Origin of the sequence: Devosia yakushimensis, assembly GCF_030159855.1 — a bacterium.
Taxonomy (GTDB): Bacteria; Pseudomonadota; Alphaproteobacteria; order Rhizobiales; family Devosiaceae; genus Devosia; species Devosia yakushimensis.
Genome location: NZ_BSNG01000001.1, coordinates 2,217,236 through 2,237,448, shown reverse-complemented (window position 1 = coordinate 2,237,448; position 20,213 = coordinate 2,217,236). Strand labels below are relative to the sequence as shown.

The window sequence follows — 20,213 nt, the reverse complement described above, 5'->3', positions numbered from 1 at the left end:
GCCCGGCCGATCTTCCAACGCTTGAGAGCTGCCGCGCGCTCCCTGCGCCGCCATCTGGACCTGCCATGTCGACGACCATTGCGCCCATCGAGGAGCGCCGCCTGCTGGGTATTGGGCTCGTGCTCTGTGCCTATTTTCTGTTTACCTGCCTCGACAGCTCGGCCAAATGGCTTGGCCTGGTAGGGTTGCCGGCACTGCAGATCATGTTTGCGCGCTATGTGATCCACCTCGGCATCGTTAGCGCCATCAACCTGCCGCGCCAGGGCGCCGATCTCTGGCGCACGCGCAACCTCAAGATCGAAATCCTTCGCTCCGGCGCGCTGATCGGCTCGACGCTGTGCAATTTTACAGCCGTGCGCTATCTGCCACTGACCGTCACGGGCGCGATAACCTTCACCACGCCTCTCATCATCTGCGTGCTGTCGGTGTTTCTCCTGCGCGAGCAGGTCGGCTGGCGCCGCTGGACCGCCATTGTCGTGGGCTTTGTGGGTGTGCTGATCATCGTTCGCCCCGGCAGCGATACCTTCCACCCCGCCACGCTGCTTTCGCTCGCAGGTGCCGTCTCGTATGGGCTCTATGCCCTGCTGACCCGCAAACTGGCGGGCGTCGATTCCGTGGCCACCCAGCAATTCTATGGCGCGGTTCTCCCCACCATTGCCCTGCTGCCCTTCGCCTTTGTGGTCTGGCAATGGCCGGACGGGCTGTTGCAATGGCTGGTTCTCATCGGTACGGGCGTCATCGGCTTCACCAGCCACCAGTTCATCACCATGGCCCACCGCTTTGCTCCGGCCTCTACCCTGGCGCCGTTTGCCTATGTGCAGATCGTCTTCATCGCCATCATCAGCTGGCTGATCTTCCAGCAGCCACCCGATCTCTGGTTCTATCTGGGCGCCCCGGTGGTCATCCTCAGCGGCTTCTACCTCTGGCTGCGCGAACGCCAACTCGCCAAGCCCCTGACCCCGGTGGCCGAGGAGGGCTAAAAGCCATAAAATGCCATATCGAGCGCGGCACTGATCTCGTCGGCATGTCCGACCAGCGAGCCGATTGACGGCCCAAGCTCAGACGTGCGCACCGCAGAGAGATACTGCGTGACCATTACCATCCGCTCGCCATCGACAACGAATGTGGGATTGAGCCGGCGCGCTGGACTTGGTGCCCGATCAGGCGGCATTAGCGGTACCAGCAGCCGCGTATTGAGACCGGACAGCACGCTTGCCTGTACATCAAGATAGGTCTGCCCATCGGTGTCCCGGCAGATATCGAACCGTGCCATCAAAAGACGCGGTACTTGGCGAGCGGAAGCGCATATTTTTCGACATAGTTGTTGGAGCTTTGAATCGCCTCGGCATTCTCAACCTGCCAAAGCCGTTCCTTCTCCGCGCGTACGGCCGTCTCAATGCCCGCCTCCGCCGCCCGCGATATATTGAGCCCCAGCCCCTTGGCCTCGTCCAGCAGCGCCTGGTCGATCGTCACATTGGTTGCCCGCCGAACTGCATGTGCCATGTCTGCCTCCATCGTACGGCATAAAATATGCGCATGTTCATGCGCATACAATGGCTATTCGCCCTTCGGCACCTGCTTTGCCGCGTCGCCTTGCGTGATCAGCCGGGCGCTGCGTTGCCCGCTAAGATAAATCCACAACCAGCTCATCGCCACGAATAGCCGGTTCTTGGTGTCGATCAGAAAATAGATATGGGCCAGCCCCCATGCCCACCAGGCGATCCAGCCCTTGAGCCGGATCCAGCCGAAATCGATCACCGCTGCCCGCTTGCCGATCGTGGCGATATCGCCCGCATGCTTGTAGCGGAACGGTTTGGCGCTGGTGTCGCCAGCCAGCCTTGCCTTGATGACATTGGCCGCATGCCGGCCGCTCTGCTTGGCCGCGTCGCCCACGCCGGGCACCGGCTTGCCATCCGGCATGGTGATGCTGGCCGTATCCCCCACCACGAAAACATCCGGCAGGCCCGGCACGCTCATATCCGGCTCGACGCGCACCCGGCCCGCGCGATCCGGCTCTACACCCAGCCATTTCGCCGCCGGCGAGGCCTGCACACCTGCTGCCCAAATGACGGTTTTGGCCTCGATCCGCTTATCGCCATAGACGACGCCATCGGCGTCGATGCTGGTGACCGCTGCGCCCAGTTCCACCTCGACGCCCAGCCGACGCAGCGCGCCCAGCGTATACTCCGACAGCTCCGGCTTGAAATTGGCCAGCACCTTCTGCCCGCCCTCGATCAGCACCACGCGGGCCTCTTCCGGAGCGATGGCCCGGAAATTGTCCCTGAGGCTGATCTTGGCCAATTCGATAATGGCGCCAGCCAGTTCCACACCCGTCGGACCCGCCCCGATAATGACGAATGTCATCAGCGCCTGCCGGCGAGCCGGATCGCTCTCGCGCTCTGCCGCTTCGAATGCCAGCAAGAGCTTGCGCCGGATGGTCGTGGCGTCTTCCAGCGTCTTGAGGCCCGGCGCGAATTTCTCCCATTCGTCATGGCCGAAATAAGCGTGCCGAGCCCCGGTGGCGAGGATCAGGCTGTCATAGGGAACGGGCGGGCCGCCCTCGATCTGTACTGTCTTTGCCACCGTATCGACGCCAGTGACAGATGCCAGAAGCGTCCGGACATCGCCGCGCTTGCGCAGAATGCTGCGGATTGGCCAGGCGATTTCAGAAGTGCTGAGCGAGGCCGTGGCCACCTGGTACAACAGGGGCTGGAACAGGTGGTGATTGCGCTGGTCGATCAGCGTTACTTCGGCATCGGCTCCTGCCAGCGTCTGGGCCGCCGACAGGCCGCCAAATCCGCCGCCCACGATGACAACCCTGTGCTTGACCCCGCTCATATCGGTTCTCCTGTGCTGCCCTTGGGCCAATCGACATTCGCTCAGGCTGAGCCGAAAATGGTGGTTTTCGAGAACCGGAGCGCAGCGTACGTTTTGGTACGTGAGCACCGGAAGCGCAGAAAACTGCCATTTGCAGGCCAGCATCAGCTGAATGTCGATTGGCCCTTGAGCTAAGCACGTCGGATCCGATCTACAACAGCGCCGATTGCAGGGCTCATGTGCCTAAAGCTTGGACAACCAGCTTTTCGCATAGGCATCAAAGCCGGTGGCAGCGAGCGGCGCCAGCGGCGCGCTTGCCTTGGCAGTGCCCGTCTGCCCCCCGAACAGCATCGCTGCTCCCAGGCTCGTGCCGGTTGCGTCTCCCGATGCGGTCACCGGCACGCCGGCCAATGTCGCCAGCGCGCGCCCAAACAGCCGATTGCGGGCGAGGGGGCCTTCGATAACGATCTCGCGGCCCAGTCCGGATAGCTCGAGGCATTGCCGCGTTACCAGCGCCAGATAGAGCGCTACGACCGCGCTGCGCTCGCCAATGCTCAACCCTGCCGGATCATGCGTCCAGCGCCCCTCATTATGCGGATAGGGGCCGACGCCCGGTGTGAAACTTGGCAGCGCCTGGATGTCTTCGGCGATCACCTTGGCAATATCGGCCTCGGTCGGCTCGACAGCCCCGGGCGCCAGCATGTCGAATTCGCGCCCCCCCATAAAGCGGGCGGTCGGCACCGGCCGACCATGAGCATCCACATTGGCCAGGCTGTCGCGCTCGGAATCCAGCTTGCTCGTATCTCCACCCACCGTCATGGCAATCGCCCAGGTGCCGGTGGAGAGAATCGTGAAAGGCGCCTGCCGCGTGCCCAGATGGGGCACCAGAGACGCATTGGAATCGTGGATGCCGCAGGTAACCGGCGTCGTCGCCGGAAGCCCCGTCGCCTGCACCAGGTCCGGCAGCAGCGTACCGAGAACCGACGCCGCCGGCCGTACTGCGGGGAACAGTTCGCGCCAGCCTTCATTGTTCACCAGTGACGAAAAATCGGCGCGATCCGGCGCCCAAAGATCGGTGTGACACCCCAGCGACGTCACTTCGCTCGCCGCGATGCCGGTCAGCCGCCAGGCATAATATTGCGGGTAGGTCAGAATCCGGGTGACACGTGCGAACTGCTCGGGAAAGGCCCGGCTCTGCCAGAATATCTGCGCCCCCAGATTGAGCCCGTTTGGCAAGCGTGGGGACAAGGTCTCGCTGAAATCGGGGCGTGCCTCGGCATAGCCGGCCACTTCGCCCGGCGCGCCATGCTCATAATCGAGTACGGGCAGGGCGAGTTCCTCGCCCGCCAGCAGCGCCGCAGTTGCCCCATGCGTCGTTATCGAGATGCCGTCAATGCCATGCTCGGCATGGAGCTCGCTCAGGCTCTGCAGGATGAACGCCCAGAGCCGCTCGACGTCGGCGTGCGGATAGAGCCCGTCACGCTTGACCGTGTTCGGCGTGCTGCGCAAGCCGATCTGGCGCGCATCATCGCGGTCGATCAACACCACTTTGGCATTGGTCTTGCCGATATCGATGACGGCGATGGAACGGGGCGTGGTCATGGGCTGGCGCTCGCTGAAATTTGCAGGGGCAATACTGCAATTCCGCAGCGGGCGCCAGCGCTAACATGTTAGTGCAGCCTTGAGTTATTTGACGACTAGAACCGGAATGGTCGAATGTGCCAGGACCTCGGCGGCCTGGCTGCCTAGCAGCAGCCGTCCCAGCCCGCGCCGGCCATGCGACCCCATGACGATAAGGTTGGCCCCCTGGGTTTTGGCGGTCTCCAATATGCCGTCCGCCGTTTGGCTGTCGGGCAGATGCAGCGTTTCAATGGGCTGTCCGGCCGCTGCGGCAGCCTCTTTCGCCGCGCCCAGAATTCGTACCGCGCTTTCTTCCTTGGCGCGGTTCAATTCGTTGATCACCGTCGTCGTGTTGACCTGCATCATTTCTGCGCCGGATGTGATGATCAGCGAAGGATCGGTCACGGTAAGGGCGATAAGCTTGGCTTTGAGCTGCCCTGCCAGCGCCAGCGCGTGGCGAAAGGCCTTGTCGGAAAGTTCCGAGCCATCGATGGCAACGACGATCCGCTGATACATGTCATGCACTCCTGTTGCTTGCTGACTGTCAGCATAACGCTTATCTGCCACAAATCGTTGATCTAGATCAGCCGGGCCGCGACATTGCCCCGCAGGCCAATTGGCTGTATTTGCACGCTGAAGCACCCGATGCAGGTTCTTATGCAACAGACAGACACCGGCGCGCCCGTTCCGCTCGAACTGGCCCGCCGCTTTTCCGTGGCCCCTATGATGGACTGGACGGATCGGCATTGCCGGTTCCTCCATCGCCAACTGTCGCGCCACGCCCTGTTGTTCACCGAAATGGTCACCAGCGCCGCCATCGTGCATGGCGATGCGCCGCGTCATCTGCGCTTCGACCCCGTCGAGCAGCCCGTGGCCCTGCAGCTGGGCGGCTCCGATCCGGCCGAGCTCGCCGCCGCCACGCGCCTTGCCCATGATGCCGGCTATGCCGAGATCAACCTCAATGTCGGCTGCCCGTCCGATCGCGTGCAGTCCGGCCGCTTTGGCGCCTGCCTCATGGCCGAGCCCGACCTGGTGGCCGAATGCGTCCGCGCCATGCGTGACGTCACCGATCGCCCGGTCACGGTCAAGTGCCGCATCGGCATTGATGATCAGGATACCGAGGAAAGTCTCGATCGCTTTGCCGATATCATGGTCGCGGCGGGGGTGGATGCGCTCTATGTCCATGCCCGCAAGGCCTGGCTCAAGGGCCTCAGCCCCAAGGAAAACCGCACCATTCCGCCGCTCGATTATGAGCGCGTGCATCGCCTGCGCACGCGGCTCGCGCCGCTGCCGGTGATGATCAATGGCGGTATCGAGACGCTGGAGACTGCCGAGGCAGAATTGGTCCATATGGATGGGGTCATGCTGGGCCGCGCCGCCTATCACAACCCTATGCTGCTGGCCGAGGTCGATAACCGCTTTTTCGGAGCGCCCACTGCGCCGGTTACGCTTGAGGCCGTGATGCAGGCCATGGCCGATTATGCCCGGCGCGAAGCCGCCAATGGCACCCGCGTCAACAACGTCACCCGCCATATGCTCGGCCTCGCCAATGGCCTGCCCGGCGCCCGCCAGTTCCGTCAAATCCTGAGCGTCGATGCCTGTAAGCCTGGGGCCGATGCCTCGGTCATTCTGCGCGCCTTTGCGGCGGTGGATCGGCCCGTCCTTGCAGTCGCGAGTTAATCCACCAGCTCCAGCGAGTTCTGCGTCACGCTATAGCGGCTGAGCGTTTCCAGGAACGTCATGCCCAATAGGCTGGTTTCCAACGCTGTCGCTTCGGTGACAAAGGCAACGACGTTTCTGCGGACGATACCGCCGACTTCCAGTTGGTCGAGCTTCACCCGCGCTGCCTGGCCCGTGCCATTGGCCGTGGAAACCGGAACGGTAAAGCGCAGGTCGGCCGTGTCGATGCCGGCCTCCCGCGCATCGGCCAACGTCAGCACCACGGCGCTCGCGCCGGTGTCGAAAATCATCGGCGTGGTATGTCCGTTTATGGTTGCGGCGATTTCGAAATGCCCGCCAATCCCGCGTCGGAAGGTTGCCGTGCCGCGTTCGGTGTCCACCAGGGCTACGCCCGGTTGCAATTCGCCCATGACCCGCCCGGCCATGCCGGTCAATTCGTCGCGATAGGCGTAGCTCAGCATGGCGATGCCGAAAATGCCCGCCCACAGCAGGATGCCGTTGAACAGTTCGGAGAACTTGCGCCGCCGCGTGAAGGCGCCCGCCGCAAAGACGATGAGGATGACCACCAGCGGCACCAGCCGCCCGGTCTGCTCCTGGCTAAGGCCGATCAGGGTGCCGGCATCGGCATTGATCATCACGGTGATGGCAGCCACGATCAGGATGGCGATGCCGATAAAGATCATGCCTGCGCCCCATCCTTGGTCATGCGTTCAGTAACCGATAAAGTCATTGCGTGCGGTAATTTCAAGGCCGTCAGCCCCGCGCGAAGACTAAAAGTCCCGTGAGCGCTGCTATTTCGATCAGCGCGGCCAGGGCTCCGATCAGGTCCCCGGTCTGCCCTCCAACGAGCCGATTGCACAGCGCCGTCCAGCCCCAGGCCACGCCCACGGTCAGCACCATTGCCAGCGCAATCCCCGCTATGCTCGACGCCGGTCCGCCCAGCACGAACAGCAGCAAGCCGGCAAAGACAATGCCCACGGTGAAACTGCGCCAGGACAATTGCCCGGCTGTCGCCGAAGCCCCATCGCGCCGGGCGGGAGCCAGGGCAACGGCCACCCATAGCCCAGCCGATCGTCCGACGATCGTTGCGGCCAGCCAGGCGGCGCCCGCAGCCAGCGGGCTGGTCTCGGCCATCGACCCAATGGCCATTACCCGCATGACGAGAAACAGGCAGAGCGCCGCCACCCCATAGGTGCCGTGCCGGCTGTCCTTCATGATTTCCAGCCGCCGCTCAGGGGTATGCCCGCCAAACAGCCCATCGGCCGCGTCGGCCAGCGCATCTTCGGCCATTGCCCCGCTCGCCAGCACCATGGCGCCAACCGCCAAAGCGGCCGCGAAATAGCCCGGCAACCCGACCAGTACGCCGCCGATCAGCAACGCCACCGGGCCGATGCCGATCGCCACGCTGGCCAATGGCAGCGCCATGGCGATCCGGCCGAGATCGGGCCTCTGATGCGGCGAAGCGCCCGTTGGCAACCGCGAGAAGAATCGCAGCGCCATGATGAAATCGTCCTTCAGCCCGATCCCGGCCGACGGTTCTGGCGGCCGGCTGGCGTCGCGCGCCGCGTCATCAATCCTGTCGGAAGGCTCCAGGCTTGGCTCGTCGCCGTTCAATTGCTTTTCATCCCGTTCTGCGCAACAAGTCCGCACTTCCTAGCACCCTCCCGCCGGACCTGCCATGCCCACCCTCAGCCCCGCCTATGCCGATGTCCTCGAACTCCTGACCATCGTTCCCGATGGCGATGAAGCGGCCGTCGCCGCGGTGCGCGCGCGTGATTCCCAGCTCACCAAGCCAGCCGGCTCGCTCGGCCAGCTCGAAACCCTGGTCGAGTTCCTCGCCCGTTGGCAGGGGCGTGCCAAGCCCCGTCTCGACAACCCGATGGTCACCATTTTCGCCGGCAATCACGGCGTCACCGATCAAGGCGTCTCCGCCTTTCCGCGTGAAGTCACCGCCCAGATGGTCGCCAATTTCACCAATGGCGGAGCGGCCATCTCCCAGATTTGCGCCCTGCACGAAATCAACCTGCGTGTCTTCGAACTGGCGCTCGAATTACCCACGGGCGACATCACACAGGAGCCGGCGCTGGACGATCGCATGTGCGCCGCCACCATCGCCTATGGCATGGAAGCCATTGCCGGTAAGCCCGACCTGATCTGCATCGGTGAAATGGGCATCGGCAATACCACCGTCGCCGCCGCCATCTTTGCCGCCCTTTATGGCGGTACCGGCGCCGATTGGGTCGGCCGCGGCACTGGCGTCGACGACGCCGGCCTGACCCGTAAGGCCGACGCTGTGGACCGCGCTTTGGCCCGCCACAAGGACGAACTCGATCATCCCCTGGCCATTCTCGCCCGCCTCGGCGGCCGCGAAATCGCCGCCATGCTCGGCGCCTTGCTCGCCGCCCGGCATCAGAAGGTTCCGGTGATCGTCGACGGCTTCGTTGCTACCTCCGCGGCCGCCATCGCCCATGCGGTCAATCCGGCCGCTATCGATCACTGCCTCTTCGCCCATGTTTCCGCCGAGTCCGGCCATGCCCGCGCCCTCGCAGCCATGGGCCAAAAAGGCCTGCTCGACCTTGGCATGCGCCTGGGGGAGGGGAGCGGCGCGGCTCTCGCCGCCGTCCTCGCCAAAACGGCGCTGCACCTGCACAACAACATGGCGACATTCGAAAGCGCAGCCGTCAGCGGCAGGGAAGGCTGACTGGCACACCTTCAACGGCATCAGATTGCTTTTTGTCCCATGGGGTGGTACATAGCCTCATGAGGCGCGCGCAATGATCGTCAGTTTTCGCGACAGCTGGTTGAGGGCGTTCTTTGTGGACGACGCTCGTTCCGCCAGCATTCCACCGGATCTTGAAAGCCGGTTGTTTCGAAAGCTGCAGATGATTGACGACGCCACAACGGATTTGGACCTGCGCATTCCGCCTAGCAACCATTTCGAGAAGCTGCGTGGCAAGCTCGAAGGTTTGCACTCCATTCGAGTCAACAAGCAATGGCGCCTGGTTTTTGAATGGGATTCAGGGCGCGGGGAAGCAACGGGCATCTATCTGGACGACCATAGCTATAAGTGAGCAAGCGATGCTGACGACCAAACGCAAGCCGGCGACCATTGGCGAAATATTGACCGAGGAATTTCTGGCGCCGATGGGGCTTACCCAGGCGGCCCTGGCCGACGCAATGGGTGTGCCGCGCAAACATGTCAACGAGCTCTGCAACGACCGGCGCACGGTTACTGCGCCGACGGCACTCATTCTCGCCCGGGTTTTCGGCAATAGCCCCGATTTCTGGCTGAACGTCCAGCGTCGCTCCGATTTGTGGAACGCGATGCACGATCCCCACGAGCGCCAGCGCGTCGAACGCGCCCATCCACTCGTCAACGCCGCCTAACCAGCCTCGGAGTAAATCTCCAGCCGGCTGCGTTTCTCCACGACCGGTGCCAGCGCATCCATCACCCGGGCGCGCGGGAAGGTGGCGATCACCTCGGTGCCGAAGCGGAGCTTGGAGAACAGATCGAACCGGCCCTGGTGCAGTTCCATGATCTTCTGCACGATCGGCAGGCCCAGGCCCGCGCCCTGTTCGGCAGTCTTCTGGGCCAGCGAGCCCTGGCCGAACGAGGACAGCACGGTGGCGATTTCGTCCTCGGGAATTCCCGGTCCGTTGTCCTTGACCGACACGAGCTGGCCGCCATCGCCACTGCGCGTCACTACCAGTGTCACCTTGCCATTCGGCGGGGTGAACTTGATGGCGTTGGACAGCAGGTTGAGCACGACCTGCCGGATGGCGCGTTCGTCGCCCCAGAGCTTGGGGAGATTATTGCCCACATTATAGGCCAGCTCGATGCCTTTGGATTTGGCACGCAGCTCCATCATCCGCCGGCAATCTTCAGCGATATCGACCAGCGATACGGCTTCCTCGTTGAGGTCGTACTTGCCCGCTTCGATGCGGCTGAGATCGAGCAATTCGTTGATGAGATTGAGCAGGTGCTGGCCGCTGGCGTGGATGTCGCCCGCATATTCCTTGTACTGTGGCACCTGGTGCGTTCCCAGGAGTTCCGATTTCAACACCTCGGAAAAGCCGATAATGGCGTTGAGCGGCGTGCGCAGCTCGTGGCTCATCGTGGCGAGGAATTGCGACTTGGCGATATTGGCCTGTTCGGCATGGCGGCGCGCTTCGTCCGACATCTGCCGGGCTTCCTCGAGCTCGTTGATGAGCGAGTCTTTCTCAGCCTGATGGGTGATGGTTTCGAGCTCGGAGGCATGCAGCTGCCGCGCCAGGTATACGAAGAAGATTTCGCCGCAAACCGCCACGGCGGCCAGCGTATAGTTGAGCGTGCCACCCACGGCGACAAGGTTCGCCGAAACCGTCAGCGTCACCGGCAGCGTGCTCATCAGCGTTGCGGGCGGCAGGGTATTGGTGGTGACGGCATTGGCTGCCACGCTCACCAGCACCATGGCAAACATGACCGGCGTCAGCGTTTCGGCCGGCGCGACCAGCGTGAACAGCGCCAGCAGTGACCAGGACAGGCCATAGATCATCTCGCCGGCGATGAACGTGGTCGTCCAATTGGTGGCGTTGAATTTTGCCGGATCGCTCCGCCGGAAGCGGCTCGCCACCATCACGACAATCAACAGGCCCAACAAGACAGCAGCCGCCCACAGCGTGGTGAAGACGACGGGGACCCAGAGGCTGGCGACAGTGGAAAGGATGACCACGATGGCGGCCATCGGCAGGGCCGCCGAAATACGCGATTGCGCATAGTCGTGCAGCAGCTCGAAATCATAGGACGCCCGCGTCCCCGAGCTCGACATCAAGCGTTGCCGCGCGTCGAGAACGGTTTTCTGCGCCGTGCGCTTGCCGTCGCGCCCCATTTGCGAGCGGACGTCAGCATCGATGACAGCCGACTGCAGCGGCATGAAACTTTTACTCGTTACTAAATGATGCGAACCAGAAACGCATTCGCTACGCTCACGGCCAAACACTAGCGGTGGCGTAGTTAACGGGTGGTGAAATCCTGAGGTCATATAAACGTTGGATGCGACCCTTTCGCGGGCGCTTTGGAGCCGTGCTGGTGGTTGTTCTGCTCGGCTGCGCAGCGGTGATCGCGGCCTGGCTCGATCCTGCGCCGCCACCAATTGCCGGCAATGCCCGCGCCAGCGATGGCGATAGTTTCCGCCTTGGCGATCAGCGCGTCCGTTTGCTCGGCATCGATGCCCCCGAATATGCTCAGACCTGCGACGACGCCCGGGGCAGGCCATGGTCTTGCGGTCGCTCGGCGCGTGATCGAATGGCCCAATTGCTGGGAGCCGGCAAGGTCGATTGCCGCCCCGAGGATCACGATCAATATGGGCGCCTGCTCGCCGTATGCACGGTCGGGGGCAGGGATATCGCCCAGGTCATGGTCGCCGAGGGGCTGGCCATTTCGTCAGGCCGCTACTGGTCCGACGAACAGGCGGCCCGCCGCGACAGCAAGGGCATATGGGCCGGCGGCTTCGAAACGCCGCGCAGCTGGCGCGACGATCATCCGCGTCCGAGCAGTTTCCTGGGTTGGCTCGGCAGCCTGTTGCCCTGGTAATAAAACATGATCATTACGATCAACTTTAAAAGAGCAAGATTATTGCGTTTGACCGCTGGATGTGGCAGTTAATCTGCCAAATTCAGGGCGGAATAGCGTTGTCCTGGAAATCTCATTTCGCGGGGGCGTTTATGGCATTGGATAAGATCGACCGGAAGATTCTCACGCTTCTGCAAAAGGATGCGACCATGCCGGTGGCTGAAATCGGCCGTAAGGTCGGCCTTTCGACCACGCCTTGCTGGCGCCGCATCCAGAAGATGGAAGAAGATGGCGTCATCCAGCGTCGCGTCGCCGTGCTCGATCCAGCCAAGGTCAATGTCGGCGTTACCGTGTTCGTTTCGGTCAAGACCAACGAGCATAATGAAGGCTGGATGCGCAAATTCGCCGGGGTCATCGACGAATTCCCCGAAGTGGTGGAATTCTACCGCATGAGCGGCGATGTCGATTACCTGATGCGCGTCGTCGTGCCCGATATCGGCGCCTACGACACCTTCTATAAGCGCCTGATTTCCAAGATCAATCTCACCGACGTCAGCTCCGCTTTCGCCATGGGGCAGATCAAGTACACCACCGCTCTGCCGCTCGATTTCGCCATCGTCGTCGACGACGACAAGTAATCCCATGCTCGTTGGCTTTGAACATATCGGCGTCACCTCGTCCGATCTGGATCGCACCATTGCCTTCTATTGCGATCAGCTGGGCCTCAAGCTTTTGCTGCGAAAGCAGCAGGCGCGGGGCGAGATGGCGTTTCTCGACGCGGGCGGCGGCATGCTCGAAGTCTTTGCCCCCAACGCGCACATCACCCGGTCCCGCGATGTGCCGCCTCTCGAAGCCGGCATGCGCCACCTGACGCTGGCCGTTACCGACGTCGATGCCTTGATCGCTCAGCTCGAGGCCGGCGGCACCGAAATCGTCGAATATCCTCGTCCCGCCCACAATACCGAAATGTTCAAGCGCGTCGCCTTCTGCCGCGACCCCGATGGCATTGTCATCGAACTGGCGGAAAGGGCGGAGGGGCGCTGACTGTCTCCTAAGGCAAATTTTTCCGCGGTCTGCCGCCCCTAGCGCCATTGGTCCGGCTGGCGGCAACCTTGGCAGCCGACCGTGACTGCCCGCCTCTGCGCTGCCCATCCATGAATTTCGCCGTGCCGAATATTCCTTGCATCAGCCCCGCAATGGTAAAATCGACATCGCGGCTCTCCCAGTGCAAGCCGGTCTCGCCCGCCAGTTCGACCTCGGCGAGTTCTTCGTCACTTGCCTGCTCTAGGCCCTCAAGCGCGCGTGCCGGCACCATCAAGGCCGCGCCATTGTTGAATTCCACCAGGATGCGACCCGATTTCCTGTCGAAGCGTACGGAGGAGGGGACCGGTGCATGCGCGCGTTCATAGGCGCCGCGTTGCGTCGCCGCTTCATATTGACCGTCGTCGAGTTCAAACTCGGCCATGGATTTCACCCCATTTTTCTAAAAACATCTGCTGGTGATCTCGGACAGCTTGCAATGCACGAGCTAGATCACGCTTGCTCATGCCGCGGTTTGATAAAGCCGTCAGCGTCACGATGTCGATGCGGGCTTCGCCGTCTCCATGGACATGTACATGCGCCGGTTCGTGATCGTCGGTGTAAATGACGAACCGCATGCCAGATAAACGGAGCACCGTAACCATGCTCCAAAATAACCTAAGAACTTGGGTTATTCAAGGGCTGAAAGGTTGGCGGCGGCGGGACCTACCCCCCCGTCACGCTCATATGCCGCGCCACCGCCGGCTCGGGATGGCTGCGGTCCAGCACGAAATCGTGCCCCTCGGGCTTGATCAGCATGGCCTGGTCGAGCGCCGCATCCAGCGCTTCGGCGCCGCCCTCGCGCAGGGCATCGCGCAGGTTCACCTGGTCTTCCTGTCCCAGGCACAGGAACAATTGCCCGGTCGCGGTCAGCCGCACGCGATTGCAGCTTTCGCAAAAATTGTGGCTCATCGGCGTGATGAAACCCAGCATGCCGCCGGTCTCGGCCACGCGCGCATAGCGGGCAGGGCCGCCGGTGCGGTGATCGAGCTTTTCCAGCGTGTAGCGCTGGGCCAGCCGGTCGCGCAGTTCGCGCAACGGCAGATAGCTGTCGACCCGGTCAATGCCCACTTCGCCGAGCGGCATGCCTTCGATCAGTGTCAGACCCATGCCGCGCCCATGCGCCCAGGCCATCATCGGCTCGATCTCGTCATCATTGACGCCGCGCATCGCCACCATGTTGATCTTGATCTTGAGCCCTGCCGCCTGCGCCGCGTCGATCCCGCCCAGCACATCCTCGATCCGCCCGCGCCGGGTGATGGCGGTGAAACGCTCCTTGTCGAGCGTATCGAGCGACACATTGATCCGCTTCATACCAGCATCCACCAGCGCTTCGGCATGCTTGGCCAATTGGCTGCCATTGGTGGTCATGGTCAGCTCGTCCAGCCCATGACCGATATGCCGGCCGAGGCTCCGTACCAATTCGATAATATCACGCCGCACCAGCGGCTCCCCACCGGTCAACCGCAACCGGGTTACGCCACGCGTCACGAAAGCGGTGGCGATGGTCTCGATTTCGGCAAAGCTCAAAATCTCCTTTTTGGGGAGAAACGACATATCCTCGGCCATGCAATAGACGCAGCGGAAATCACACCGATCCGTCACCGAAATCCGGAGGTAGGAAATATTCCGCCCGAAGCGGTCGACGAGGGGGCGGGCCGGTGCTGGAACAGTCGTCATGGCGCAAATCTAGTCGTTTCTTGACGGCTTTCAAAGCCACAAGACAAACAAAAAAGCCGCCTCCACAGAGACGGCTTTTCAAGAATGTCTTGGCTGTTAGTGCTTTACGACGATCAGCGAACCAACTCTGACGCGTTCATAGAGGTCGGTGACGTCCTCGTTGGTCAGCCGGATACAGCCCGAAGAAACGGCCTGGCCGATCGACCAGGGTTCGGACGTGCCATGCACGCGATAAAGCGTTGAACCGATATAGAGCGCGCGGGCGCCCAGCGGATTGTCCGGGCCGCCGGGCATATAGGCCGGCAGATCAGGCACGCGCTTGCGCATCGCCGGCGGCGGCGTCCAGCCCGGCCATTCGGCCTTGCGGGTGATGCGGTGGCTGCCCGACCAGGTGAAGCCGTCGCGCCCCACGCCCACGCCATAGCGGATGGCCTTGCCGCCTTCGAGCACGAAATAGAGGCGGCGCTCGCCGGTCTCGATCACGATCGTACCGGGCTTGTAATTGGTCGCATACTCGATCGTTTCACGCTTGATCGGGCTGCCGCCACGGTTGCGCGTCTTGGCGACGCTCGGCTCTTCCCAGGTATTGGTATCCGCGTTGTACACGCGGGCGGCCATGCTGGGCATGACACTAGTCACCGACAAAAGTATCGACAGCCCGATTGCCGCGGCTGCTCTGAATTTGGACATCTGACGACTGGCCTCTGAAAATAGACGGACGCTCGACTCGCCCATCGGATCAATGACAATTTGCTTACGCGGTTTGCAAAACAGCAGAAAGGGCGCTTGCCCCCTTTCCGCCACACTCCGAACATGTTCACCAAATTGTGTTGCCAGCTGGTTACAGAAACTGCTCACCGTTCCGTGAAGCTGCTTCCATCGGCGCATTGACTTAGCCGCTGACGCCCGGCATTTGGGCGGCAATTGACGAGGAGGAAGGCCTTCATGAGCGACGATCTCAAGCGCCAGGCAGCGGCTATGGCGCTGTCCGGGATAAAGCCCGGCCTGCGCCTGGGCCTGGGCACCGGTTCCACCGCCTGGCATTTCGTGGATCTGCTGGGCGCCAAGGTCGCTGAAGGCTTCGACTGCGTCTGCGTGCCAACTTCCGAGGCAACGGCCAGGCAGGCCGAAGCTCTGGGCATCCCGCTCTCAAATCTGGAAACGCTCAATCGGCTCGATATCACCGTCGATGGCGCCGATGAGATCGATCCGGCGCTCAACCTCATCAAGGGGGGCGGGGGGGCGTTGCTGCGCGAAAAGATCGTCGCCGCCGCTTCCGATGTCATGATCGTGATTGCCGATGGCTCAAAGCTCGTCGACACGCTCGGCAGGTTTCCCCTGCCCATCGAGGTCAATCGCTTCGGCCTTGGTGCCACCCAACGCACAGTCGCCGAGGTCATCGCGGCTCATGGCGCCCAAGGCGGGCTCAAACTGCGGGAAACCAAGGATGGAGCCCCCTTTGTCACCGACGGCGGTCACCTGATCCTCGATGCATTTTTTGGCCGTATTTCCCAGCCAGAAGCGCTGTCGCGGGACCTGCTGGATATTGCCGGGGTCGTGCAGCACGGGCTGTTCATCCAGATGTGCGAGAAGGCTTATGTCGCGATGCCGGATGGCGTAAGAACCATTCAGAGATAAATGGGGTGGAATCGAACAGGATGGATATTTCGATGATGACCGGTATGTTGAAGCGCTCGCGGGCGCTGGTGGCAGTTGCTTTGAGCGCAGGCGTGCTCGCGCTGTCGGTGCCTGCCTTTGCGCAGGAAGTGGCGCCCGAGCAATTGGCGCTGGCCCGCAAATATATCGATCTGACCGATCGTGCTGCTGTTTACGAGATCACGCTGGTACAGACGGCCATGGATACCATGCGCCAGATCGTACAGCAGAATCCGGAGCTGACGGAACAGACCGACGCGGCCATCACCAAGACCCTGGAAGAATACAAGGGCCGCAAGGGCGAGCTGCTCGATCAGTTCGCTCGCGTCTATGCGGTCCGCTTCACCGCCGAAGAATTGCAGCAGATCGTTGCCTTCTATGAATCGCCCACCGGCCAGAAGCTGTCGCAGGTCAACGCCGAGGTGAACACCGATATTCAGCGCGTGCTGACCGTGTTCACCAATACGCTGCAGCAGGAATTCTACGCCAAGGTCCGCGCCGACCTGCGCGCCCAGGGCGTCCAGCTCTAATTGCCGCCCTTTGGCGGCCGAATGGGACCCCGCCTTGTGCGGGGTCTTTTTTTATGCGATGCGCCATCCGATATTCATCGGTATCAGACGATATAGCCAACGGAGCCAGCATGTCCGACACTTACGATCTCGTTGTCATTGGTGCCGGCTCCGGGGGCGTGCGCGCCGCCCGCATGGCCGCCACCTATGGCGCCAAAGTCGCGATCGTCGAGGAGTTCCGCGTTGGCGGCACCTGTGTCATTCGCGGTTGCGTGCCCAAAAAGCTCTATGTCTATGCCAGCCGCTTCAGCGACCTGTTCGATGTGGCGTCCAGCTTCGGCTGGCAGGTCGACGCCTCCTTTGATTGGCCGACCCTTGTCGCCGCCAAGGAAAAGGAAATCACCCGCCTTGAGCACGCCTATACCTCGAACCTGGAAAAACCCGGCGTCGAGATCATCAAGGACCGTGCCTTGGTCAAAGGCCCCAACACGGTCCATCTGGTGCAGGGCAATCGCGACCTGACCGCCAAATACATCCTCGTCGCCACCGGCGCCGCCCCCTTCGTGCCGCCCATTCCCGGCGCCGAACTGGCCATCACGTCCAACGAGGCCTTCGACCTGCCGGCCCTGCCGCACTCCATCCTCATCGAGGGCGGCGGCTATATCGCGGTTGAATTCGCCACCATCTTTGCCGGCCTGGGCGTCGATACCACCATCATCTATCGCGGCGACTGCATCCTGCGCGGCTTCGACGACGACATGCGCCGTGGCCTCGAGGCCGGACTGATCGATCGCGGCATCAAGCTGATCTACCAGACCACCATCAAGTCCCTGTTCAAGCATGGCGACGACATCTCCGCCACTTTCAGCGACGGCGTCACCGCCCCCTATGGCGCGGTGATGTTCGCCACCGGCCGCAATCCCAATGTGCACGGCCTTGGCCTCGAAACCGCCGATGTCAAACTGACCCCGGCCGGCGCCATCGCCGTCGACGCCTATTCGCAGACCTCGTGCCCCTCCATCTACGCGGTGGGCGACGTCACCGGCCGCGCCGCGCTGACACCGGTCGCCATCCGCGAAGGCTGGTATTTCGCCGAGACAGTGTTCAACAACAACAGGCTCGCCGTCGATCACTCTCAGGTCCCGACCGCGGTCTTTGCCGAGCCTGAAATCGGCGTCATCGGCCTCACCGAGGGCGAAGCCGCCACCCATGGCGATATCGACGTTTACGTCGCCCGCTTTCGCCCCATGATCAATACGCTTTCCACGCGCACCGAGCGCATGGTGCTCAAGCTGATCACCGAAAAGGACGGCGGCAAGGTCCTGGGCTGCCACATCCTGGGCCCCGGCGCCGCCGAAATGATCCAGCTCATCGCCATCCCCATGGGCATGACCGCCACCAAAGCCGATTTCGACCGCGCCATCGCGCTTCATCCCTCCGCCGCCGAGGAATTGGTGACCTTCAAGGCGCCCAGCTACACCTATCGCAACGGGCAGAAGGTCGGCGGCTGAACTAACGCCCGGCTTCAGACGCTCGGCCCCGCACCACCTTGATCCCTCCCCATGATGGGGGAGTGTTTACTCGGGGCGCATTCAAGAATGCGGTGTCATTCCGGCGAAGGCCGGAATCCATGTCCGCATGCTCCCGCAACCACGGTGTTACGGATGTTTCACAGCATGGATTCCGGCCTTCGCCGTGGGTGGGACTGGTCCAAAGTAAACACGAGGCAATGAGCGTGGGGTGGGGGCCCCGCCCAACCCCCCAACTTATCCCCCTTATCCCCCTGCCAAACCCCCATGGCATACTCCCCCCATCTTCCGGAATACGGGCGGCGCTGCAGCGACCGGCGTCCGGATGCCAGCCGGGGGAGCGGGGGTCGCGCCTTGCTCCGGGATGCGCAGACGGATCAGCGGGCGGGAGGGCTACGGCCACCTGTTGGGATCGCGATGCTGCCTTCCGACCAAGGCCCGGCACCCCGAGGCAAGTTGCGCCTCATACTTATTTACTCACGAGGCGAATCTGGTCTCGGGGTCCGTCCGTCTATCCGACAACCGCGGCACAGGCGGCGCTTGCGCACGTCCTCATACCAAAGCCCACCCCGAATATCCTTGTCCCGCCCCGCCAGCCTTGGTATTCCGCCCGCAACGATGCATAACCCCGCGTGAGCGAGACCCGACATGACCAATTGGACCCCCAATAGCTGGCGCGACAAGCCCATTTCCCAGGTGCCGGCCTATCCCGACGCCGCCGCATTGGCCGAAGCCGAGCGCCAATTGGGCACTTTCCCGCCGCTGGTCTTTGCTGGCGAGGCGCGCGATCTCAAGTCCAAGCTGGCCTCCGTGGCCCGTGGCGACGCCTTCCTGCTGCAGGGGGGCGATTGCGCCGAGAGCTTTGCCGAGCATGGCGCCGATCACATCCGCGACTTCTTCCGCGTCTTCCTGCAAATGGCCGTCGTGCTGACCCATGGCGCCAGTAAGCCCGTGGTCAAGGTCGGCCGCGTCGCCGGCCAATTCGCCAAGCCGCGTTCCGCCGATACCGAAACCATCGATGGCATCGAACTGCCCAGCTATCGCGGCGATATCATCAATTCCATCGAGTTCACCGAAGGCGCCCGTGTCCCTGATCCCGACCGCATGCTGCAGGCCTATCGCCAGTCGGCCGCCACGCTCAATCTGCTGCGCGCCTTCTCCATGGGCGGCTATGCCGAACTGACCCGCATTCATGAATGGACCGTCGGGTTCATGAAGGGCTCCAATTGGTATCCGCGCTACGAGGAAGTCGCGCGCAAGATCGACGACGCCATTACCTTCATGGCCGCCCTCGGCCTCAACCCGGACAACACACCGGCCCTGCGCCAGACCAGTTTCTTCACCAGCCACGAAGCCCTGCTGCTCGGCTATGAAGAAGCCCTGACCCGCCGCGACTCCATCACCAATGACTGGTACGCCACCTCCGGCCACATGCTGTGGATCGGCGACCGCACTCGCCAGCCCGATGCCGCCCATGTCGAATATTTCGCCGGCATCAAGAACCCCATCGGCATCAAATGCGGCCCTACCCTGAGCAGCGACGATCTATTGCGCCTGCTCGACCGCCTCAACCCCACCGATGAGGCCGGCCGCATTACCCTGATCGCCCGCTTCGGCTCCGACAAGGTCCACGATCATCTGCCGCGCCTGATCGAAACCGTGCAGCGCGCTGGCCGCACTGTCGTCTGGTGCTCCGATCCGATGCATGGCAACACCATCAAGGCTTCGACCGGCTATAAGACCCGCCCCTTCGAGCGCGTCCTGTCAGAAGTAAAGAGCTTCTTCGAAATCCACCGTGACATGGGCACCTATGCCGGCGGCGTGCATATCGAAATGACCGGCGATGATGTCACCGAATGCGTCGGCGGCGTCTCGGCCGTCACCGAAGCCTCCCTCTCGGACCGCTACCACACTTATTGCGACCCCCGCCTCAACGCCAGCCAGGCCCTGGAACTGGCCTTCCTCGTCGCCGAAGAAGTCCACGCCCAAAAGCCTCCCCGCGAAACCCGCATCGCCGGCGAATAGGGCAAGGAAGAACCGTGAGCCCTCAGTCTGCGCCTCCCTCCCCTTGATGGGGAGGGATCGAGGGTG

24 protein-coding genes are annotated in these 20,213 nt (G+C 62.6%); 12 read left to right on the top strand and 12 right to left on the bottom strand.

All coding sequences use genetic code 11. The features are described from left to right. Positions 1-65: 65 nt before the first annotated feature. Positions 66-980 (top strand): DMT family transporter, encoded by a 915-nt coding sequence (locus QQL79_RS10905; protein ID WP_284390696.1) that lies wholly within the window; start codon positions 66-68, stop codon positions 978-980. Here QQL79_RS10905 and QQL79_RS10900 read toward each other — a convergent pair. The 5 genes from QQL79_RS10900 to QQL79_RS10880 form a co-directional block, all read right to left on the bottom strand. Next, positions 977-1,273: a CcdB family protein gene (locus QQL79_RS10900; protein ID WP_284390694.1), complete on the bottom strand. Its 297-nt coding sequence runs from the start codon at positions 1,271-1,273 to the stop codon at positions 977-979. The genes QQL79_RS10905 and QQL79_RS10900 overlap by 4 nt on opposite strands. Next, positions 1,273-1,503 carry a type II toxin-antitoxin system CcdA family antitoxin gene (locus tag QQL79_RS10895; RefSeq protein ID WP_284390692.1) on the bottom strand — a complete coding sequence of 77 codons (231 nt, stop codon included), beginning with the start codon at positions 1,501-1,503 and terminating at the stop codon, positions 1,273-1,275. Before QQL79_RS10895 ends, QQL79_RS10900 begins: the two co-directional genes overlap by 1 nt. 54 nt (positions 1,504-1,557) lie before the next feature. Further along, the gene (locus QQL79_RS10890) at positions 1,558-2,838 is read right to left on the bottom strand and encodes an NAD(P)/FAD-dependent oxidoreductase (protein WP_284390690.1); all 1,281 of its coding nucleotides are present in this window, start codon (positions 2,836-2,838) and stop codon (positions 1,558-1,560) included. A 222-nt stretch (positions 2,839-3,060) separates the two neighbouring features. Continuing rightward, positions 3,061-4,419 carry an FGGY-family carbohydrate kinase gene (locus QQL79_RS10885; protein WP_284390688.1) on the bottom strand — a complete coding sequence of 453 codons (1,359 nt, stop codon included), beginning with the start codon at positions 4,417-4,419 and terminating at the stop codon, positions 3,061-3,063. A gap of 84 nt (positions 4,420-4,503) precedes the next feature. Continuing rightward, the gene (locus QQL79_RS10880) at positions 4,504-4,953 is read right to left on the bottom strand and encodes a universal stress protein (RefSeq protein WP_284390686.1); all 450 of its coding nucleotides are present in this window, start codon (positions 4,951-4,953) and stop codon (positions 4,504-4,506) included. A gap of 141 nt (positions 4,954-5,094) precedes the next feature. On the opposite strand from QQL79_RS10880, the gene dusA reads away from it, so the two are divergent. Next, positions 5,095-6,117, top strand: a complete 1,023-nt coding sequence (dusA, locus tag QQL79_RS10875) for a tRNA dihydrouridine(20/20a) synthase DusA (protein WP_284390684.1) — start codon at positions 5,095-5,097, stop codon at positions 6,115-6,117. Here dusA and QQL79_RS10870 read toward each other — a convergent pair. Next, on the bottom strand, positions 6,114-6,800 hold the full coding sequence (locus QQL79_RS10870) for a retropepsin-like aspartic protease family protein (RefSeq protein WP_284390682.1): 687 nt from the start codon (positions 6,798-6,800) through the stop codon (positions 6,114-6,116). The genes dusA and QQL79_RS10870 overlap by 4 nt on opposite strands. A 70-nt stretch (positions 6,801-6,870) precedes the next feature. Continuing rightward, positions 6,871-7,731 (bottom strand): adenosylcobinamide-GDP ribazoletransferase, encoded by an 861-nt coding sequence (locus QQL79_RS10865; protein WP_284390680.1) that lies wholly within the window; start codon positions 7,729-7,731, stop codon positions 6,871-6,873. 64 nt (positions 7,732-7,795) lie between these two features. On the opposite strand from QQL79_RS10865, the gene cobT reads away from it, so the two are divergent. The 3 genes from cobT (at position 7,796) to QQL79_RS10850 (ending at position 9,504) form a co-directional block, all read left to right on the top strand. Further along, positions 7,796-8,818, top strand: a complete 1,023-nt coding sequence (cobT, locus tag QQL79_RS10860) for a nicotinate-nucleotide--dimethylbenzimidazole phosphoribosyltransferase (RefSeq protein ID WP_284390678.1) — start codon at positions 7,796-7,798, stop codon at positions 8,816-8,818. Between the two features lie 73 nt (positions 8,819-8,891). Further along, on the top strand, positions 8,892-9,188 hold the full coding sequence (locus tag QQL79_RS10855; RefSeq protein ID WP_284390676.1) for a type II toxin-antitoxin system RelE/ParE family toxin: 297 nt from the start codon (positions 8,892-8,894) through the stop codon (positions 9,186-9,188). 7 nt (positions 9,189-9,195) lie between these two features. Further along, the gene (locus QQL79_RS10850; RefSeq protein WP_284390674.1) at positions 9,196-9,504 is read left to right on the top strand and encodes a HigA family addiction module antitoxin; all 309 of its coding nucleotides are present in this window, start codon (positions 9,196-9,198) and stop codon (positions 9,502-9,504) included. Here the strand turns inward: QQL79_RS10850 and QQL79_RS10845 are convergent. Further along, on the bottom strand, positions 9,501-11,030 hold the full coding sequence (locus tag QQL79_RS10845; protein WP_284390671.1) for a sensor histidine kinase: 1,530 nt from the start codon (positions 11,028-11,030) through the stop codon (positions 9,501-9,503). The genes QQL79_RS10850 and QQL79_RS10845 overlap by 4 nt on opposite strands. A gap of 155 nt (positions 11,031-11,185) precedes the next feature. Here QQL79_RS10845 and QQL79_RS10840 point away from each other — a divergent pair, with 155 nt between their 5' ends. From QQL79_RS10840 to QQL79_RS10830, 3 genes are all read left to right on the top strand, one after another. Then, positions 11,186-11,689: a thermonuclease family protein gene (locus tag QQL79_RS10840; RefSeq protein WP_284390669.1), complete on the top strand. Its 504-nt coding sequence runs from the start codon at positions 11,186-11,188 to the stop codon at positions 11,687-11,689. Between the two features lie 137 nt (positions 11,690-11,826). Then, the gene (locus QQL79_RS10835) at positions 11,827-12,306 is read left to right on the top strand and encodes an Lrp/AsnC family transcriptional regulator (protein WP_035097566.1); all 480 of its coding nucleotides are present in this window, start codon (positions 11,827-11,829) and stop codon (positions 12,304-12,306) included. Between the two features lie 4 nt (positions 12,307-12,310). Further along, entirely contained in the window at positions 12,311-12,712 is a 402-nt protein-coding gene (locus QQL79_RS10830) for a VOC family protein (RefSeq protein WP_284390668.1), read from the top strand. A gap of 7 nt (positions 12,713-12,719) precedes the next feature. On the opposite strand, the gene QQL79_RS10825 is transcribed toward QQL79_RS10830, so the two are convergent. The 4 genes from QQL79_RS10825 to QQL79_RS10810 form a co-directional block, all read right to left on the bottom strand. Next, on the bottom strand, positions 12,720-13,133 hold the full coding sequence (locus tag QQL79_RS10825; protein ID WP_284392870.1) for a DUF2442 domain-containing protein: 414 nt from the start codon (positions 13,131-13,133) through the stop codon (positions 12,720-12,722). Next, entirely contained in the window at positions 13,120-13,353 is a 234-nt protein-coding gene (locus QQL79_RS10820; RefSeq protein ID WP_284390666.1) for a DUF4160 domain-containing protein, read from the bottom strand. The genes QQL79_RS10825 and QQL79_RS10820 overlap by 14 nt, the downstream gene beginning before the upstream one ends. A 61-nt stretch (positions 13,354-13,414) precedes the next feature. Continuing rightward, positions 13,415-14,428: a GTP 3',8-cyclase MoaA gene (gene moaA / locus QQL79_RS10815; RefSeq protein ID WP_284390664.1), complete on the bottom strand. Its 1,014-nt coding sequence runs from the start codon at positions 14,426-14,428 to the stop codon at positions 13,415-13,417. 96 nt (positions 14,429-14,524) lie between these two features. Then, positions 14,525-15,118, bottom strand: coding sequence for a L,D-transpeptidase (locus QQL79_RS10810; protein WP_284390662.1), 594 nt, complete (start codon positions 15,116-15,118; stop codon positions 14,525-14,527). 255 nt (positions 15,119-15,373) lie between these two features. On the opposite strand from QQL79_RS10810, the gene rpiA reads away from it, so the two are divergent. The 4 genes from rpiA to QQL79_RS10790 all read left to right on the top strand — a co-directional run bounded on the left by rpiA (position 15,374) and on the right by QQL79_RS10790 (position 20,147). After that, positions 15,374-16,066: a ribose-5-phosphate isomerase RpiA gene (gene rpiA / locus QQL79_RS10805; protein ID WP_284390660.1), complete on the top strand. Its 693-nt coding sequence runs from the start codon at positions 15,374-15,376 to the stop codon at positions 16,064-16,066. Positions 16,067-16,098: 32 nt separating this feature from the next. Further along, entirely contained in the window at positions 16,099-16,614 is a 516-nt protein-coding gene (locus tag QQL79_RS10800) for a DUF2059 domain-containing protein (RefSeq protein WP_284390658.1), read from the top strand. Positions 16,615-16,724: 110 nt separating this feature from the next. After that, positions 16,725-18,104, top strand: a complete 1,380-nt coding sequence (gene gorA, locus QQL79_RS10795; RefSeq protein ID WP_284390656.1) for a glutathione-disulfide reductase — start codon at positions 16,725-16,727, stop codon at positions 18,102-18,104. 666 nt (positions 18,105-18,770) lie between these two features. Then, positions 18,771-20,147 (top strand): class II 3-deoxy-7-phosphoheptulonate synthase, encoded by a 1,377-nt coding sequence (locus tag QQL79_RS10790; protein ID WP_284390654.1) that lies wholly within the window; start codon positions 18,771-18,773, stop codon positions 20,145-20,147. Positions 20,148-20,213 lie beyond the last annotated feature (66 nt).